The following is a 17,691-nucleotide window of genomic DNA, read 5'->3' on the forward strand; positions in this document are numbered from 1 at the left end:
CGGCGAGTTCACCGAGAAGCCCGAGGCCGGCGGCGACAGCCGGGTGACCGTCGCCGCCCCGCCGCGTGACGGTCAGCAGACGCCTCGACGGCGCCGACTCCAATGGCGTGCGTACGAGGTCGAGTTCGGAGGGCAGCACGGCCAGCCGCGGCACCAGCGCGATCCCCAGGCCGTGGGAGACGAACGTGGCGGCGACGCTCCACTCCCGCGCCTCGTGGGAGATGGAGGGCACGAACCCCGCACTGTGGCAGGCCGACATCACGAGCTGCCGTGAAGTGCAACTGCTGCCGGGCATACCCAGAATCCACTTCTCACCGGCGAGATCGTCCAGCGGGACGGCATCCTTGCCGGCAAGCGCATGGCCGGGGTGCGTGAGCAGGTCGAACGGGTCGTCCAGCAGCCGCCGCTGGTCGAAGCGCCGGTCGTTCGGGGGAGGATTCTCCGGCGTCGCCTCGACCACGGCCAGGTCGGTGTCGTCCGCGAACAGCAAGGAGAAGCACTCGAGCGGCTCGGCCTCCCTCACCTGGACGGTCAGCGCGGACCACGTGCTGTGCAGCCGTACGGCCATCGGCGCGAGCAGCGCGGAAGCGGCGGTCGGGAACCCGGCCACCCGCAGCGTCCCGCTCGGCTCCCCGACGGCCGTGCCGTGCAGCTCGGCCTCGGCACGCTGCCACAACTCCTCCATGGCGTCGGCATGTTGAAGCAGCACACGCGCCGCGGGAGTCAACCGCACGCGCCGGCCTTGCGGCTCCAGCAACGCCACACCCAACTCCCGGCCCAGCAAGCGGACTTGCTGGGAGACCGCCGAAGGAGTCAGATGCACTGCCCCCGCGGCAGCGGTCACTGTGCCGTACTGCGCGATGGCCCGCAGGACAGTGAGACGCCGCAAATCAATCATGTAGCTGTTGTACACGTTCAGTTGAAAAAATCGAACCTGGACCTGAACGGTTCCGCCCCGGCAGCCTTGACTCATGTCTCACTGCCCGTACTGCGGCCGGCCCGACGACCAGCCGGCCCAAAATCTCTCCCTTCACCCCACAGCCGAAGGCGCGGTCGTCTGGACCCGCTGCGCCTGCGGCTCACTCCAGGCCCGGGTCCTCACCTCCGGCAGCCTCAGAATCGTGACCCGCAGCCGCCCACCCTGCTGACGGAGGCAAGACCGCCGGAAGGGAACGGAGCCCGAGGCGGAACCCACCGAAGGAACCGACGGACCCGAGGCGGAACCCACAGAAGGAACCGACGGACCCGAGGACAGGACGGACGGGGGACCCACGGGACCGACGGGCCCGAGGCTGGACTCACGGGAGGGGACGGGGTCGGAGCGGTGGCCGTTCCGGGACACTCAAGCGTGATTTTCGGCCCGGACACACCATCTGGCTGGGCTGCAACTCACCGCACGGGTCCGGGCCGTAAATCATGCCGTCCCGGAATGGCCACCGCGGAGGCCCCGGCCCCGCCCAACCCCTCGCCCGCCCCGCACCACACCGCACCCGCAAACGGACCCGCACCCGCACCCGCACCCGCACCCGCACGAAGCAACCCACAGCCCCGCCGCCCCCACCACCCCGCGCGCCGGCTCACGCCCCGCCCCACACCTCCTCCGCCGTCTCCACGATCAGCGCCAGCTTGGCCTTCTGGTCGTCGATCGTGAGGTTGTTGCCCTCCAGCGTCGAGGAGAAGCCGCACTGCGGCGACAGGCACAGCTGGTCGACGTCCACGAAGCGTGACGCCTCGTCGATGCGGCGCTTCAACGCGTCCTTGTCCTCGAGTTCCGGCCGCTTGCTGGTCACGAGCCCGAGGACGACCTGCTTGCCCTTCGGCACGTACCGCAGCGGTTCGAACCCGCCGGAGCGTTCGTCGTCGTACTCCAGGAAGAAGCCGTCGACGTCCAGCCCCCCGAAGAGAGCCTCGGCGACGAAGTCGTAGCCGCCGGAGGCGACCCACGAGGAGGCGAAGTTGCCGCGGCACATGTGCGTGGTGACGCGCAGGTCGCCGGGACGGTCCGCGAGGGCCCGGTTGATGTTGGCGATGTACGTCTCGTGCTGGTGCTCCGGATCGCCGCCGATCTCCGCGACGTGCCGGCGCTGTTCGGGGTCGTTGAGGTAGGCGAGGCTGGTGTCGTCGAGCTGAAGGTAGCGGCAGCCCAGCTCGTACACCCCGCGTACCTGGTCCGCGTACGCCGCCGTCAGGTCCTCCCAGAAGGCGTCCATGCCGGGGTAGACGCTCTCGTCGATGGCAGCGCGCCCGCCCCGGTAATGGACCATGCTCGGCGAGGGAATGGTCAGCTTCGGTGTGACGCCTGCCGGGACGGTGTCCCGCAGGAACGCGAACGCGTCGGCGAAGATCGTCTCTTCGAGCCGCACCCGGCTCACCACGTGGGCCGAGGGCGGGGCGAACTCGATGTCCCCCTCCTCGTTGTGGAACTGGACGCGCAGGTTCTCGTCCATGACCTTGTTGACGCCGCCGAGCGCGTAGATGAAGTCCATGTGCCAGGACTGTCGGCGGAACTCCCCGTCGGTCGCGCCCCGCAGCCCCGCGTCCCGCTGAAGCTGCACGACCTCGCGCACTGCCTCGTCCTCGGCCGCCCGCAACCCGGCCGCGTCCAGCTTCCCGGCGGCGTGGTCCTCCCGTGCGGCCTTCAGCCCGGACGGGCGCAGCAGGCTCCCCACGTGGTCGGCGCGGAAGGGAGGCAGCGTGCGGGAGCCGGTCGTGACAGGGCCCGGCGGATTCGGTGGTGTCGTCGGCTCTGGCGTCATGTGAGGCGTCCTCTCCTCGGGGTAGGGGGAGACACCCTGCTCCGGAACGGTCCGCTCCTCAACCGTGTCTTCCGGTATCCGGAAGCGGCATCCACAGCCGCTTCCGACAGGTGGCCGGGCGCCGCGGCACCGCACCGCCGGCCCCGGCACGGCACCGCCGCCCGGTACCGGCGGCCCCGCCCTCAGCGACGAGCCCCCTGCGGACCGAAACGCCACCGCGTCTGCGCGTAGTCGCCCTTGCGGAAGCCGAACGCCTTCACCGGCGCCACCTCGTAGACCAGCGCCTTCCCACCGTCCGAGTGGTGGAACGCCCCGTCCCCGGCCTCGAAGCGCCACTCCTCCCCGTACTTCTCCACCCACGCCTCCGCCAGGCGGCGCAGCTTCGCGTCCTCCGGCACACGGACCGCGTCGCCCTCCACGACCAGGTCGAGCCCTTCGTCGGCGGAGTCGTTCCCCGTCGTCAGGACGCAGTGCGAATTCGCCGCCAGATTGCGGGACTTGCGCTCCTCCTCCCCGGTGCAGAAGTACAGCGCACCGTCGAACCACACCGCGAGCAGCGGCGTGACGTGGGGCCTGCCGTCGGGACGGACCGTCGAGAGCCAGTAGATTCCCGCGGCGGCCAGCCGGTCCCGTGCCGTATCCCACTCGGTGGGCACCGCGTCGGGGGCGCTGTATCGGGGGTCCAGATCGGTCGTCGGTCGCTTGTCGGACATGCGGATCTCCTCGTCGCTGCCGTTACGGAACGCCTCCCGCGGTCCCGCGGTCCCGTGCGCTCGGGCGCGTGCATGGGGGCGCTTGCATGGGGGCGCGCACGGCGTGCCGGCCCCCGCGGACAGACCACGTGACGGAACGGAAATCATCGGAGGCGCTAACGATCACTGGGATGGGAAGCTAGTGCGCATGCCGGACACTCGAGATGCGACAGCGCCCACGAACCCCTCCGGGGAGACCCCTCTCCACCGCGCGATCGGCCCCAAGCTGCTGGTCCTCTTCATCATCGGCGACATCCTGGGTACCGGCATCTACGCCACCACCGGCAGCGTCGCGGGCAAGATCGGCGGGGCGCTGTGGCTCCCGTTCGTCATCGGGTTCGCGGTGGCGTTGCTGACTGCGGCGTCGTACGCGGAACTGGTGGGCAAGTACCCGCGTGCCGCCGGAGCCGCGCTCTACACGCAGCGCGCGTTCAAGGTGCCCTTCCTGACGTTCATCGTGGCGTTCATGGTGATGTGTTCCGGGCTGTCGTCGGCAAGTGCGGCCGCCCGCGCGTTCGCGGGGGACTACCTGGGCGAACTCGTGGACGTGCCGCCCACGCTCATCGCGATCCTCTTCATCCTCGCGCTGGCCGCCCTGAACCTGCGCGGCGTCTCGGAGTCGGTCAAGACCAACGTCGTCCTCACGGTCATCGAGCTGACGGGTCTGCTGATCATCATCTCCATCGGCGTGTACGCGGTCTTCGCGGGCGAGGGCGACCCGGGCCGGCTGGCCGAGATCGACACGGCGGGCGGCACCGGATACGCCGTACTGACGGGCGTGATGGGAGCGACCGCGCTGGGCTTCTTCGCCTTCGTCGGCTTCGAGGACTCCGTCAACATGGCGGAGGAGACCATCGATCCCTCGCGTACCTTCCCCCGGGCGCTGTTCATCGGCGTCTGCGTCACGGGCACGATCTACGTGCTGGTGGCGCTGGTCTCCTCGCTGCTGGTCGACTTCCGGGTACTGGAGAACTCCAGCGGCCCGCTGCTGGAGGTCGTCAAGGCGGGCGGGGTGAGCTTCCCGCCCGAACTCTTCGCCGTCATCGCCCTGTTCGCGGTCAGCAACTCCGCGCTCATCAACATCATGATGGCTTCGCGGCTCTGCTACGGGATGGCCAACGAGCGCATCCTGCCCCGCTTCATGGGCAAGGTCCTGCCGGTGCGGCGTACGCCCGTCGTCGGCATCGTCTTCGTCACGCTGCTCGCCGTCGCCCTCGTCTCCACGGGGGAGATCGAAGGGCTGGGCGACACCACCTCGTTCCTGCTCCTGTGCGTCTTCGCCGTGGTCAACGTCGCCGTGCTGGTGCTGCGCAAGGAACGGGTGGACCACGAGCACTTCCGTACGCCCACCGCACTGCCGGTCATCGGTGCCGTCGCGGCCGGGCTGCTGGCCAGTCCGCTGGCGGACCGTGAGACCGACGTCTATGTCCGGGCGGGCGTGCTCGTGCTGCTCGGCGTCGCGCTGTGGGCGGTCAACAGGTTCGCTCTCGGAGCGGCCGCCCGGCGCCGATGAGTTCGCGGTCCGCGCGCAGTCCGTACAAGTGACATCGGAAGAACCGTCACCTGTGGAGGACTCATGGCAGCCCCCGGCAATCTGCACGCCGTCGGCATCCTGCTGAGCAGCACCGACCGCGACCGGCTCATCGCCTGGTACCGCTCCGCACTCGAACCGCTGGGCGCCCGCTGGGAGGAGCACCTGCTGGCGATCGGGGACGGCATGTACCTGGGGTTCGACAAGCGGGACGACGTCGCGCCGAGATCGGCCGAACCCGGCCGGCACATGGTCAACTTCAGCGTGCGCGACATCCGGGCCGCCGAGCGGCACCTGAACTCTCTCGGCGTGCGCTGGGTACGTCCCGTGGAGGAGACCGACTTCGGCTTCTGGTTCTCCACGGTCGAGGATCCGGACGGAAACTACGTCCAGTTCATCCAGATGAAGGACGAACAGGACTGAACCGTAGGGGCGTTGGGCGGCGGGAGGGCGGGAGGGTGATGGAGGACGGCACGCTGACGGCCGAAACGGCGTTGCTGGAGCGGGCGTTGGGGTACGCGCTGTGCGCTCTGCGGCCCGTCACTTCCCGGACGCTCAACCATCCGACGCCGTGCCGGAGTTGGGATCTGCGGACGCTGCTGTGGCACACCCACGACTCGCTGTGCGCGCTGTGCGAAGGCATCGAGGACGGATACGTGGAGGTGCCCTCCGCGGCGCAGGCGGCGGACGCGGGCCCGCGTGCGGAAGCTGCTGACGCAGCGGCAGCGGAAGCCCGTGCGAACGCCGCTCCGGAGCCTCACGCTCCGGCGGACGCCCACGAGAACCACAGGGACGATCCGGCGGCGGCAGTACGTTCGACGGCGTCGCGCCTGCTGGGCGCCTGGGCGGCCGCCGGCAGCGGTTGCGACCGGGTGGTCGCCGTCGCCGACCTGCCGATCACGGCCGCAGCCGTCGCACGCGCCGGAGCGCTGGAGATCGCCGTGCACGGCTGGGACATCGCTCGGGCGACGGGGCTGCCCCGACCCGTCCCGGCTGCTCTGGCGAACGAACTGATCCGTACGGCACGGCAGTTGGTGCCGACACCGGCGTTGCGTTTCCCGCTCTTCGGGCCACCGCTGACGGTTCCCGCGGAGGCCGATCCGAGCGACCGCCTCGTCGCGTTCCTGGGACGCGATCCGCACTGGCAGGCGGACGGACCGCGGCACCGGACCGGCTCCCGCCCGGCCCCGCCTCCGGAGACCCCCTCCCCTCCGCCGCTCACTCCATGAACAGCCCGCGTTCCGCCGCCCGCGCGTCGAAGTCCTCGAGGCGTGCCTGCGCCTGCGGCAGCCCGTCGCACATCGCCTCCAGCAGCACCCGGCCCAGCAGCATCGGCGCACAGGCGGTGTCGAACACCAGCCCTGTTCCGACGGCCGCCGGGAGCAGCAGATCCTCCGGGTGTGCGACGGGCGCGAAGGCGCTGTCGGCGACGGTGACGATCCGCAGCCCGGCACCTCGTGCGTACGAGAGCGCCTCGGCGACCTCCTTCGGGTGCCGGGGCAGCGCGAAGCAGAGCAGCACCTGCGCCCCGGCTCGTACGCACCCGTCGATGCGGTCGGCCAGCATGCTGCCGCCCTCGTCCAGGAGCCGCACGTCCGGGTGGACCTTCGCCGCGAAGTAGGCGAAGCCGCGAGCCTGCGCCGACGCGGCGCGCAGGCCGAGGACGGGAAGGGCGGGCGTGGCGGCGAGCATGCGGCCCGCGCGTTCGACGGGGGCGGGGTCGGCGAGCAGCGCGGCGAGGTGCCGCAGGTTGTCGATCTCCGCCTGCACGGCCTGCTGGTAGGCGTTGCACGGATCGGGTTCGCCGTCGTCCTCGCCGCGCGGCGGCGAGGACGCCGTCTCGGGGGCCGTCTCCCGGAGGTGCCTGCGCAGTGCCGGGTAGCCGTCGAAGCCGAGCGCCACGGCGAAGCGGGTGACGGAGGGCTGGCTCACGCCTGCCAGCTCCGCGAGCTCCACGCTGGACAGGAACGGCGCGTCGCCGGCCTGCCGCACCATGCAGTGCGCGATGCGGCGCTGCGTCGGCGTGAGGCGGTGCCCCTCGAAGAGCTTCAGCAACCGCGCTCCGGCGCTGCTCATCCCGTCCTCCTGGTCATGACGCTCCCGCTCGCCGTGCGTCGTGGCGCCGCCGGCGGCCCGGGGACCGGAGGTTCCCCACCCGGCTCGTGAGATCTATTCACCACGGAACGACTGTGCATGACTATATGCAGTCGGGCAAGTGACTCCGGATGATCAGCTTCGGCGACGAGGCACAGCACCGTACGGCCCCGGCAGCCCGCGCACCGCCTCACCGCCTCACCGCGAGCCAACTTCCGGCGAACCTCGGCGGGACGGCGATCGGCTCGCTCCGGCTGGGGAACGCGCCGACGTGTACGTCGTCGGGCCCCTCGCCCGACTCCCGTTCCCGGCAACGCACTTCGGCACCGGGCACGTCCCCGGCCGCACGATCCCCGGAACCGCACCGCAGGGGGTCCGAGCCGGGACCCCGCCGCCGCACAGGAGGGGCCGCCCGCAGCCGCATACGGGGGCTAGCACCACTGTTGTCGGCAGCCCGGAAGCGTAACGTCGCGGCCATGAACGCCCGCGACCCCGAGTTGGCACGAGAACTCGACGCGACTCTCCAGACCCGCAGGGAACTCGGCCAGGAGTACGAGGAAGAGCTGATCGCCTCCTTCCTGGACAAGATCGACAAGCGGCTGGAGACCGTCGTGGACAAACGGACCCGCCGCGCCATGGCCGAGCAGCAGATGGTCGTCGCCCGCGGCAGCACTCGCTCGCACACCACCGCCGGCTCGCCCTCCTACCCGGAAGGCATGGGCCCCCGGCTGCTCGGCGTCGCCTCGCTGGTGCTCGCCGTTCCCCTCTCCGCGATCGCCGCGGTCAACACGGGACTTCCCGGGCTGCTGGTCTGCTGGGGCGGGATCGTGGCGGTCAACGCCGTGCAGGCGCACCGGTCCTGGTTCGGCTTCGGACGGGCCAAGGAGCCCCGCAAGGACGACGACTGGGACTGACACCGCACGGAACGGGACGGGTGCGGGGGCCGGCCAGCCGTTCCCCGCACTGGTGTTCACCGGCCGTGGACCGCGACGGTCACGGCGGCGGTGTGACGCAGACCGCGGGCGAGGGCCGGGGAGTGCGCCGGGACGGGGGCCGCCGCACCCCGGTGCGTGCACCGGGGCGGGACGACGGCGGCCCCCGCCGGGATGCGCGCCGGCCGGAACCGGTCGCGTCCAGGGCGTCCTCGAGGTCCGGGAGCCGCTCCGGAATTCCCCGACGCCGACACGGACAACTCTGCGGGAGCGGTGTTAAGCGCTCTTTTCCGGGCCGTGACACTTGCGGATCACTTCGAGGACCCGCTCCCTGCGCCCTGGTTGCTCCGTCGGCTACTTCTTCGCGCCGCTCGCGAGGTACGCCAGCAGGTCCTGCCTGCTGACCACGCCCACGGGCTTGCCGTCCGCCAACACCACTGCCGCGTCCGCGCCTTCGAGCACCGGCATCAGATCGTCCACGGACTCGCCGGAACCGACGTGCGGCAGCGGGGCGCTCATGTGCTTCTCCAGCCGGTCCCCGAGCGAGGCGCGCTGCGCGAACAGGGCGTCCAGGAGCTCCCGTTCGACGACCGACCCGACGACCTCGGCCGCCATCACGTCCGGGTGCCCGGCGCCCGGCTTGACCACCGGCATCTGCGAGACCCCGTACTCGCGCAGTACCTCGATCGCTTCACCGACCGTCTCGTCGGGGTGCATGTGGACGAGCGAGGGGATGGGACCTTCCTTGTGGCGCAGGACGTCTCCGACGCGTACGACCGTGGCCTCGCCCTCCGAGAGGAAGCCGTAGTCGTTCATCCACTCGTCGTTGAAGATCTTGCTGAGGTAGCCCCGGCCGCCGTCCGGCAGCAGCACGACGACCACGTCGTCCGGGCCGAGCCCGCGGGCCACCTCCAGCGCACCCACGACGGCCATGCCGCAGGACCCGCCGACGAGCAGCCCCTCCTCCTTGGCGAGACGCCTCGTCATCTGGAAGGAGTCCTTGTCGGAGACGGCGACGATCTCGTCGGCCACGCCGCGGTCGTACGCGTCCGGCCAGAAGTCCTCACCGACACCCTCGACGAGGTACGGGCGGCCCGAACCACCGCTGTAGACCGACCCTTCCGGGTCCGCGCCGACGATCCGCACGCGGCCTTCGCTGATCTCCTTGAGATAGCGGCCCGTTCCGGAGATCGTGCCGCCGGTGCCGATGCCCGCGACGAAGTGGGTGATGCGTCCGTCCGTCTGCTGCCACAGCTCCGGTCCGGTCGTTTCGTAGTGCGAGCGCGGGTTGTTGGGGTTGCTGTACTGGTCGGGCTTCCATGCGTCGGGCGTCTCGCGCACCAGCCGGTCCGAGACGTTGTAGTACGAGTCGGGGTGCTCGGGATCCACGGCAGTCGGGCAGACGACGACCTCGGCGCCGTACGCGCGCAGCACGTTGATCTTGTCCGTGGAGACCTTGTCGGGGCACACGAACAGGCAGCGATACCCCTTCTGCTGGGCCACGATGGCAAGCCCCACACCGGTGTTGCCGGAGGTGGGCTCGACGATGGTGCCGCCCGGGCGCAGTTCGCCCGACGCCTCCGCCGCCTCGATCATCCGCAGCGCGATCCGGTCCTTCACCGAACCGCCGGGATTGAAGTATTCGACCTTCGCCAGAACGGTCGCCCGGATACCCTCCGTGACGTTGTTCAGCTTGATCAGCGGGGTGTTGCCGACAAGGTCGATCATGGACTCGTGATACTGCACCGTGGTCTCCGCGTGTCCGTGGGCAGCGTCGTTGCTTGCCCGTACCGTCACCATATTGCGCAACACGCGCACACCGGAGGCCCGTTGCGAAGGTTGCAGAGGGGGCCTCACGGGGCAACACAGTGTTAGGAGCGCTCAGCCCGCACGTCACAGGACGCGCACCGGGCGCTCACAGCGACTACCCATCCAGGGTGCCCCTTCATGCACCTGAGCACCACCGGCACCTGGATTTCGGCGGTACGGGCACGACCGACGCGGTCACACGGATCGCCGGAACACAGCTCACACGTGACGAACCACGCACCACCGCACACGCACCACCTACGACGCACCATCCAGCACGTACGACCCACAACGTACGACCAGCACCACGCAGCAGGCCCCGGGCAGGCAGGGACGACCACGCACCACGCACACTCCGTCCAGGGCGCCGGAACCATCAGCCGGGAGGCGGACCAGAAACATGCCGATGTCGAAGGCGGCGAGCGCAAGAGTGGCACGGCGGATCGCGACCGCGGCCGCATACGGGGGCGGCGGACTCAGTCTGCTGGGCGGCGCGGCGGTAGGACTGCTGTTCACCGAGGCACAGCTCGCCAAGCGCAAGATCGGTGGTTCGGACGACGAACCGCCGCCCGCAGACGGGCTCTACGGGTCCGCGTTCGCCGGCCAGCAGCACGGCCGCCGGATCCGGCTGGGCTTCCTCGGCGACTCGACCGCTGCCGGCCAGGGCGTGCAGCGTCCGCGGCAGACACCGGGCGCGCTGCTCGCCTCCGCGCTCGCGGCCGTGGCCGAACGCCCGGTGGAACTGCGCAACGTGGCACTGCCCGGAGCCCAGTCCGACGATCTGGAACGGCAGGTGACGCTGCTGCTCAGCGAGCACGACCTCGATATGGCGCCGGACGTGTGCGTCATCATGATCGGCGCCAACGACGTGACACACCGGATGCCGCCCTCCCGGGCGGTGCGGCTGCTCTCCGACGCGGTGGCAAGGCTGCGCACAGCCGGATGCGAGGTGGTCGTCGGCACCTGCCCGGATCTCGGTTCCATCGAGCCGGTCGGACAGCCGCTGCGCTGGGTGGCGCGGCGGCTGAGCCGCCAGCTGGCCGCGGCACAGACCATCGCCGTGGTCGAGGAGGGCGGCCGGACCGTCTCGCTGGGGGACCTGCTGGGTCCGGAGTTCGCGGCACACCCCAGCGAGCTGTTCGGCCCCGACAACTACCATCCCTCGGCCGAGGGTTACGCCACCGCGGCCATGGCCGTCCTGCCGACGCTGTGCGCCGCGCTGGGCCTGTGGCCCACCGAGGACGAGCGTCCGGACGCCGCCCGGCGCGAGAGCATCCTGCCGGTCGCGCGTGCGGCGGCCGAGGCCGTCGCGGAGGGCGGCACGGAGGTCACCGGCGTACGCGGCCCGTGGGCGCTGCTCAAGCACCGGCGCCGCCGCCGGCTGCCGCCCGCGGAGGACGTCACGACTCCCCGCGAGGAGGCGGTCTAGGGTGCGTCGTTTGGATCTTCGTGGGTCGGCGAGCGGCGTCCGGTGCGTCCAGATGCCAGGCGGAGGATCGCCCTCGTACTGGGCGTACTCGGGCGACTCCGACAACGCAGCAGATGGGCGGGCCGGGCGTCGCGAGCCCGCGAAGATCCAAACGACGTGCCCTAGTAGGCGGTGTCGCTTCGGTCACGTCAGATCCATCGGGCGGCTGACGGCGGCGGCCCCTCACGGGAGCCGGCAGCCAGAAAAGTGAGTCGAACGCGGCGTCGACCTCTGAGAAGGTCCTGAGTGCCCCGGAACTGCTGCGAAAGGAAGCCCGTGCCGCGTGCCGTCACATTGATCCGCTCTGCCTCCCTGTCCGATGTTGCGGAGTACGCCTACGCGGCCACGGCCCCGGCCGAGTCGCGGCTGATCTTCCTGGCCGGAGCTTGTCCTCTGAATGAGGACGGCTCCACTGCGGCGATCGGGGACTTCGCGGGGCAGGCGGCCAGGGCTGTGGAGAACATGCGGACCGCTCTGACGGACTCCGGCGCATCACTGCACGATGTCATCAGCACCCGTGTTCTTGTGGCCTCCCACCGGCGGGAGGACCTGGTGACGGCGTGGGAGGTTGTCCGGGACGCGTTCGGCGACCACGACGTGCCCAGCACATTGATGGGTGTCACCGTGCTCGGCTATGACAGCCAGCTCGTAGAGATCGAAGCCATCGCCGCCGTGCTTGATTCCTGAGCCGACGGGCCGTCCCTGCCGGGGACCAACCGCCAGCGGCCCTCCGCGACCAGGTGCATTTCGGCCGTCAGTCCGAGGTGCCGTCGGCCGACCACAGCAACTGCCGCTTGTGAACCGTCTTCCACGGCCGAGGCGTTCGGGCAGCAGACCGTGCGGCAGGGCACGCACGAGCCGGTACGGGTCCGGCCGGCGTGGCGGGCAGCGCCTACTTCCGCACGCGGAAGCGGAGCATCGTGACGGCGCCCGACTGGGTGTTGCTGAAGGGTTCCAGTTCGATCCTGCCGAGGCTCGGGGGCGAGAAGCGGACGCCGTCGCCGAGCAGCACCGGCAGGACGTACACCAGGATCTCGTCGACGAGCCCGCGCTGCAGGCACTGGGCGGCCACGTCGGCACCGAGGATCTCCAGGTTCTTGTCGCCCGCGGCGCTGCGTGCCGTGGCAACGGCTTCCTCGAGTCCACAGGTGAGGAACGTGACGGTGGTGTCCGGCTCGTCGGGAGGGTTGTGGGTGAGGACGAACTGTGCGCCCCCGTCGTAGGTGGTGTCCTGGTCGGCCATCCGCTTGGCTGCCTCATACGTGCCCCGGCCGATGAGCATGGCGCCCGTGGCCGCCATGACCTCCGGGAACGCGTCCGCAGTCACGTAATCGGCGATCCAGTCCATCGCGTGGCCAGGACCGGCGATGAAGCCGTCCAGCGACATCGCCCTGTTCACGACCACTTTGCCGGTGCGGGTGCTCACATCACTCATGCGTTTTCCCCAACGATTGTGGAGGCCCGAAGCCGATCATAGTTCGGCCGGCGGGGAGGGCGAGGGCGCGAGCCGTACGCGCATCCGTGGCACACCGCGGACAACCGGGCGCCCGGATGCAGGGGCCGCGCAGCGCGGCGACCGGCATACCGTGGAGTGGGGCCCTGTCCGTCCCGCTCTGCGCGAGCCGGCCGGGAACCAGCGGAAAGCAAGCGCTTAGAAAAGAGTCCCGCATCACACCCTGCGAGCAGTGACCCGGGGCTTACGGACAGGTAGCTTCCCGCACGTAGCCAACGTGCCGACGCAGACACCCTCTGGAGCCGTGATGCCCGAAGCAGTGATCGTCTCTGCAGCCCGCTCGCCCATCGGACGCGCCTTCAAGGGGTCGCTCAAGGACGTACGGCCCGACGACCTGACCGCGGAGATCGTCAAGACCGCGCTCGCCAAGGTCCCCGCGCTCGACCCCGCGCAGATCGACGACCTGATGCTCGGCTGCGGTCTGCCGGGCGGCGAACAGGGCCACAACCTGGGCCGGGTCGTCGCCGTACAGATGGGCATGGACCATCTGCCCGGCTGCACGATCACCCGGTACTGCTCCTCCTCCCTGCAGACGACCCGGATGGCCATGCACGCCATCAAGGCGGGCGAGGGCGACGTGTTCGTCTCGGCCGGCGTGGAGACGGTCTCGCGCCAGGTGAAGGGCACCTCCGACGGCATGCCCGACACCCACAACCCCCTGTTCGCCGAGGCCGAGGCCCGCACCGCCGCCCGGGCGGAGAACGGCGGCGAGGGCTGGGAGGACCCGCGCGAGAGCGGCGGGGTCCCCGACGTCTACATGGCGATGGGCCAGACCGCCGAGAACCTGGCGCGCCTCAAGGGCGTCACCCGCAAGGACATGGACGAGTTCGGCGTCCGGTCCCAGAACCTCGCCGAGAAGGCCATCGCCGACGGCTTCTGGGAGCGCGAGATCACTCCCGTCACGACGCCCGACGGCACGGTGGTGGCCAAGGACGACGGCCCGCGCGCGGGCGTGACCATGGAGGGCGTCGAAGGGCTCAAGCCGGTCTTCCGCCCCGACGGGCTCGTCACCGCGGGCAACTGCTGCCCCCTCAACGACGGTGCCGCGGCGCTGGTGATCATGTCGGACACCAAGGCGCGTGAGCTGGGCCTGACCCCGCTGGCCCGCATCGTCTCCACCGGCGTCTCCGGCCTGTCCCCCGAGATCATGGGCTACGGGCCCGTGGAGGCCAGCAAGCAGGCGCTGGCCCGGGCGGGCATGACGATCGGCGACATCGACCTCGTCGAGATCAACGAGGCGTTCGCGGCCCAGGTCATCCCCTCCTACCGGGACCTCGGCATCGACCTGGACAAGCTCAACGTCAACGGCGGCGCCATCGCCGTCGGACACCCCTTCGGCATGACGGGCGCCCGCATCACCACGACACTGCTCAACTCCCTGCAGTGGCACGACAAGCAGTTCGGTCTGGAGACCATGTGCGTCGGCGGCGGCCAGGGCATGGCGATGGTGCTGGAGCGCCTCAGCTGACGCCGCCGCGGTTGCGCGGAGGCCGCCGCGAGATGGTGCCGAAGCAGCCGCACTGCCCGTTCTCACGGGAAGCATGCGCCCCCGGGATGTGATTTATCCCCCGGGGGCGCTGCGTTTCCCCAGCTCACAACGGCAGGGGCGACAGCGGTCGGTGTTCACCTCTGTCCTATTCACGGCGTTTGGGACTACGGTCGACACGCCTTCCACCTAAATGGAGGATGCACAGGACTTCGGGGGAACAGACCAAACCGGGAGTACGTCAGTGAGCGCCATATCTCTGCTTCTGCTCGCGACCGCGGTGACCGCCACGGCCGTCGGCGGCGCTGCCCTGCACTCTGCGCGCGGCCTGCGCCGCCAGCTCGACGACCTGGGTGCCCGGCTGGGCGCGGCAGCGGACGCCTGCCCGGCTCCCGGCAGCCACTCCGCAGCCGCCACGACCGTGCCGCAGGCCCGTACGGCCGCCTCCGCGGAGGAGATCCGCAGCGTCGTCGCGGAGGCGCTCGCCGAGGAGCGGGAGCGCGAGCTGGCCGAGGCGCGGGCCTTCTGGGCCGCTCAGGAGACGCGCGGGGAGAACCCGGAAGAGGGTTCGCTGCTGGCAGGGCACGGCACCGAGTACGAGGTCGCCCCCGCACCCTCCGGTGTCGACTCCGCCCTCTGGGACGCGCTGCTCAAGGGCCGCGTCGACGAGGACGTGCTGCAGATCCTGCGGGACCTGCGGGAGCGGGACGTACCGGAGCCGGGCGTCTTCGTGCCCCGGCAGGCGGAGCGGGACATCGAGCCGGCGCTGGACATCGACGTCCGGGCCGTGCCCGGGGACGGCGCGGCCGGCTCAGGAGCGGGCGCGGAAACCGGCACGGCGGCGGGTGCGGAAACCGGCGCGGAAACCGGCACGGAACCCGGCACGGAACCCGGCTCCGCAGCGGCGGACCCCGCCACGGAGCCGCCTGCGGGCAGCCCGGCCGGGACTCCCGGGAGCACCGCCTCCCCCGCACCGGACGAGGCCGGGGAGCACGGCCGCGCGGTGGGCGACAGCCCCGTTCCGGGTACGGCCGCCGACAGCCCCGTTCCCGGCGCGGAGTGCGGCGCCGAGCCGCCCGAGGTCACCGCCGCCCGCCGGCGCCACCCCTCGCAGCCCGACTACACGCTCAGCGGCGAGCCGTCCGCACCGGCCGGGGCACCGCCGTCCGGCGCCCAGGTCGTCGCGGGCCACGAACGGACCGTAGGGCGGCTGGCCGAGCTGGCGCACGCCCGTACACCGTTGGCCGACGTGCGGCAGGGGCCCCTGGGCACCCTGGACGTCTACCTCTTCCAGGACGGCACCACCGTGTGCCTCTCCCCCGGTCACCGCGAGACGGCGGACCTGCTGTGCGCCGCGCTGCGGGAGGGCGACGTACCGGTGCTGATGGGCGGCTCCAGCGTCTCCGGGGCCTACGCGCTGACTTTCGCCTACGGAGAGGGACGTACGGCCTACCTGCTGGCCGACCGCGTCATCGCCTCGCTGTAGCGGCGTCTCCGATCCTGCGGGCCGCCGCGGCGACGAGTCCGGCGGCGTCCGCCAGTTCGTCGGCGGCGTCAACGTCGCGCACGATTTCCGCCAGATCGTGTGCGGCCACCGCGAGCTGGTCCCCGACGGCGAGAACGCCCACGTCGGGCAGCTCCAGCGGGGTGCGTGCGGGGAACTCCAGGAGCTGCGCCCTGCGGGCCAACTCCCGGGCCAGGGCAAGCCCTTCGGCCGCCGCACCCCTGCGCAGGGCGCTTTCGGGGAGCCTGCGCAGACGGTCGCTCAAGAGCTGCGCGGGAACGGTCAGCGGGGCTGTATCGAGCACCGTGCAAGCGTATGCGCCCCTGCCGGACTGTTGCCAACGCCCCCGCGCTCAGGCACCTTGGCGGGAAGGACTCCAAAAGGCAGCATCCGGAGGCGCCGATGTCCCAGATCTTCTCCGAAGAAACCCACCGGAACATGCTCACCCGCATCCCACACTGCACCGGTCGTGAAGTGTCCGACTGGCTGCGCACCGTCGACGAAGGTCCGTCCCTTTTCCGCTTCGAGGAAAAGGTCAGCTGGCTGCGGGGCGAGCACAACCTCGCCTACGGCCACGCGAAAGCCATCATCCACGAGTACGACCTGCGACGCGCTGCGCGTCACCGCTGAACCCGCCTCCCCGTCAGGACTTGGAACCTCGGAACACGCGACAGGGCCCGTGAGGCGGTCGGCCGCCTCACGGGCCCTTCGTCGTGCGGGTACGGGCTCACAGGTCACGCATGAACCTCACCGGCCCGCCCCGGTCGTGCGGAGATCCCGGTCAGTCGTTCCCTTGCAGGATCGCGATCAGCCGCAGGAACTCCAGGTAGATCCACACCAGGGTGAGGGTCAGACCGAAGGCCGCCAGCCAGGACTCCTCACGGGGCGCGCCGTAGGAGATGCCGTCCTCGACCTGCTTGAAGTCGAGCGCCAGGAACAGGGCCCCGATCACGATGCCGGCGATGCCCATGATGATGCCCAGGGTGCCGCTGCGGAAGCCGAGGCCGTCACCGCCGCCGATGACCGCGAACAGCAGGTTCACCATCATCAGCAGGACGAAGCCGATCGCCGCCGCGATCGCGAACTGGTAGAAGCGCCGGGTGACACGGATGATCCGGGTCTTGTACATCACCAGCACCGCGGCGAAGACCGCCATGGTGCCGAGCACCGCCTGCATCGCGGCGCCGTCGGCGATGTAGCTGTCGACGAAGTTACTGATGGCGCCCAGGAAGAGACCTTCCAGGGCGGCGTACGCCAGGATCAGTGCGGGCACTGCCTTGCGCTTGAACGACTGCACAAGCGCCAGCACCATCGCGACGAGACCCGCCCCGATGGCCAGCGGCAGCGCCAGGTCGGTGATCCAGGCCACCGCAGCCATGACGACGACGAGCCCGACCGTCATGCCTGTGCGGGCGACGACGTCGTCCATCGTCATCCGCCCGGTCTGGGGCGGAGCGGCGGGCGGAGCACCGAGGGGCTGCCCGGTGGTCTGGGGCTGCTGCTGGGCGTAAGGGTTGTTCGCGTAAGGGCTGTTCGCGTACGGGTTCCCGGCCTGCGGCTGCTGTCCGGCGTTGAAACCGGCGTAGCCGCCCGAGCGGCTGAACCCCCGACGCGAGAAGACCGGGTTGCTGCTCCTCATCTCACTCCTCCATGGCCGCACGGCACGACCTAGCTTTCAGAGTAATGCTTTAGCAAAACCAGCACGCTACTCCACCGTCAAGAACGAAGGAAAGCAACGGCTGGTTCCGTCTTTGTTCCGTTCTTGTACCGCTGTACGAGCGGCGTACACGGTGAACGTCTCACTCCCGCAAAGCTGTTCCGGAGCCCGGGTTTCGCGGCGCCCGGG

Annotated in this window: 16 protein-coding genes and 1 pseudogene; 9 read left to right on the top strand and 8 right to left on the bottom strand. The window is 70.6% G+C overall.

The features are described from left to right. Position 1: 1 nt before the first annotated feature. From ACFPA8_RS08595 to ACFPA8_RS08605, 3 genes and pseudogenes are all read right to left on the bottom strand, one after another. Positions 2-898: pseudogene (locus ACFPA8_RS08595) on the bottom strand (LysR family transcriptional regulator); the annotation flags it as partial. Between the two features lie 679 nt (positions 899-1,577). After that, positions 1,578-2,756, bottom strand: coding sequence for a 5-methyltetrahydropteroyltriglutamate--homocysteine S-methyltransferase (locus ACFPA8_RS08600; RefSeq protein ID WP_386444819.1), 1,179 nt, complete (start codon positions 2,754-2,756; stop codon positions 1,578-1,580). Positions 2,757-2,938: 182 nt separating this feature from the next. Beyond that, positions 2,939-3,469, bottom strand: coding sequence for a pyridoxamine 5'-phosphate oxidase family protein (locus tag ACFPA8_RS08605; RefSeq protein ID WP_386444821.1), 531 nt, complete (start codon positions 3,467-3,469; stop codon positions 2,939-2,941). Positions 3,470-3,656: 187 nt separating this feature from the next. Between ACFPA8_RS08605 and ACFPA8_RS08610 the strand changes: the two genes are divergently transcribed. The 3 genes from ACFPA8_RS08610 to ACFPA8_RS08620 all read left to right on the top strand — a co-directional run bounded on the left by ACFPA8_RS08610 (position 3,657) and on the right by ACFPA8_RS08620 (position 6,268). Continuing rightward, positions 3,657-5,021, top strand: coding sequence for an APC family permease (locus tag ACFPA8_RS08610; RefSeq protein WP_386444824.1), 1,365 nt, complete (start codon positions 3,657-3,659; stop codon positions 5,019-5,021). A gap of 63 nt (positions 5,022-5,084) precedes the next feature. Then, on the top strand, positions 5,085-5,462 hold the full coding sequence (locus ACFPA8_RS08615) for a VOC family protein (protein ID WP_386444827.1): 378 nt from the start codon (positions 5,085-5,087) through the stop codon (positions 5,460-5,462). Positions 5,463-5,500: 38 nt separating this feature from the next. After that, the gene (locus tag ACFPA8_RS08620; RefSeq protein WP_386444830.1) at positions 5,501-6,268 is read left to right on the top strand and encodes a maleylpyruvate isomerase family mycothiol-dependent enzyme; all 768 of its coding nucleotides are present in this window, start codon (positions 5,501-5,503) and stop codon (positions 6,266-6,268) included. On the opposite strand, the gene ACFPA8_RS08625 is transcribed toward ACFPA8_RS08620, so the two are convergent. Beyond that, positions 6,258-7,115, bottom strand: a complete 858-nt coding sequence (locus ACFPA8_RS08625) for a MurR/RpiR family transcriptional regulator (RefSeq protein WP_386444833.1) — start codon at positions 7,113-7,115, stop codon at positions 6,258-6,260. The genes ACFPA8_RS08620 and ACFPA8_RS08625 overlap by 11 nt on opposite strands. 494 nt (positions 7,116-7,609) lie before the next feature. Here ACFPA8_RS08625 and ACFPA8_RS08630 point away from each other — a divergent pair, with 494 nt between their 5' ends. Further along, entirely contained in the window at positions 7,610-8,047 is a 438-nt protein-coding gene (locus tag ACFPA8_RS08630; protein WP_386444836.1) for a hypothetical protein, read from the top strand. Positions 8,048-8,419: 372 nt separating this feature from the next. Here ACFPA8_RS08630 and ACFPA8_RS08635 read toward each other — a convergent pair whose 3' ends face one another. Further along, complete coding sequence (locus tag ACFPA8_RS08635) at positions 8,420-9,811, bottom strand: cystathionine beta-synthase (RefSeq protein WP_386444839.1); 1,392 nt, start codon at positions 9,809-9,811, stop codon at positions 8,420-8,422. 463 nt (positions 9,812-10,274) lie between these two features. Here ACFPA8_RS08635 and ACFPA8_RS08640 point away from each other — a divergent pair, with 463 nt between their 5' ends. Both ACFPA8_RS08640 and ACFPA8_RS08645 read left to right on the top strand, forming a co-directional pair. Beyond that, positions 10,275-11,303: an SGNH/GDSL hydrolase family protein gene (locus ACFPA8_RS08640; RefSeq protein ID WP_386444842.1), complete on the top strand. Its 1,029-nt coding sequence runs from the start codon at positions 10,275-10,277 to the stop codon at positions 11,301-11,303. Between the two features lie 315 nt (positions 11,304-11,618). After that, positions 11,619-12,029, top strand: a complete 411-nt coding sequence (locus tag ACFPA8_RS08645) for a RidA family protein (RefSeq protein ID WP_386444845.1) — start codon at positions 11,619-11,621, stop codon at positions 12,027-12,029. A 205-nt stretch (positions 12,030-12,234) separates the two neighbouring features. Here the strand turns inward: ACFPA8_RS08645 and ACFPA8_RS08650 are convergent, their stop codons facing one another. Then, a complete protein-coding gene (locus ACFPA8_RS08650) occupies positions 12,235-12,777 on the bottom strand; it encodes a dihydrofolate reductase family protein (protein ID WP_386444848.1) in 543 nt (180 codons plus the stop codon). 325 nt (positions 12,778-13,102) lie between these two features. On the opposite strand from ACFPA8_RS08650, the gene ACFPA8_RS08655 reads away from it, so the two are divergent. After that, positions 13,103-14,323, top strand: a complete 1,221-nt coding sequence (locus tag ACFPA8_RS08655) for an acetyl-CoA C-acetyltransferase (protein WP_386444850.1) — start codon at positions 13,103-13,105, stop codon at positions 14,321-14,323. A 262-nt stretch (positions 14,324-14,585) separates the two neighbouring features. Next, complete coding sequence (locus ACFPA8_RS08660; RefSeq protein ID WP_386444852.1) at positions 14,586-15,827, top strand: hypothetical protein; 1,242 nt, start codon at positions 14,586-14,588, stop codon at positions 15,825-15,827. Here ACFPA8_RS08660 and ACFPA8_RS08665 read toward each other — a convergent pair. Then, a complete protein-coding gene (locus ACFPA8_RS08665; protein WP_386444855.1) occupies positions 15,811-16,149 on the bottom strand; it encodes a hypothetical protein in 339 nt (112 codons plus the stop codon). The genes ACFPA8_RS08660 and ACFPA8_RS08665 overlap by 17 nt on opposite strands. Before the next feature lie 98 nt (positions 16,150-16,247). On the opposite strand from ACFPA8_RS08665, the gene ACFPA8_RS08670 reads away from it, so the two are divergent. Further along, positions 16,248-16,475 carry a DUF4287 domain-containing protein gene (locus tag ACFPA8_RS08670; protein WP_386444858.1) on the top strand — a complete coding sequence of 76 codons (228 nt, stop codon included), beginning with the start codon at positions 16,248-16,250 and terminating at the stop codon, positions 16,473-16,475. A 151-nt stretch (positions 16,476-16,626) separates the two neighbouring features. Here ACFPA8_RS08670 and ACFPA8_RS08675 read toward each other — a convergent pair whose 3' ends face one another. Further along, complete coding sequence (locus ACFPA8_RS08675) at positions 16,627-17,484, bottom strand: Bax inhibitor-1/YccA family protein (RefSeq protein ID WP_386444861.1); 858 nt, start codon at positions 17,482-17,484, stop codon at positions 16,627-16,629. Between the last annotated feature and the right edge of the window lie 207 nt (positions 17,485-17,691).

The sequence above is a fragment of the Streptomyces ovatisporus genome, from assembly GCF_042653885.1.
Lineage (GTDB): Bacteria > Actinomycetota > Actinomycetes > Streptomycetales > Streptomycetaceae > Streptomyces > Streptomyces ovatisporus.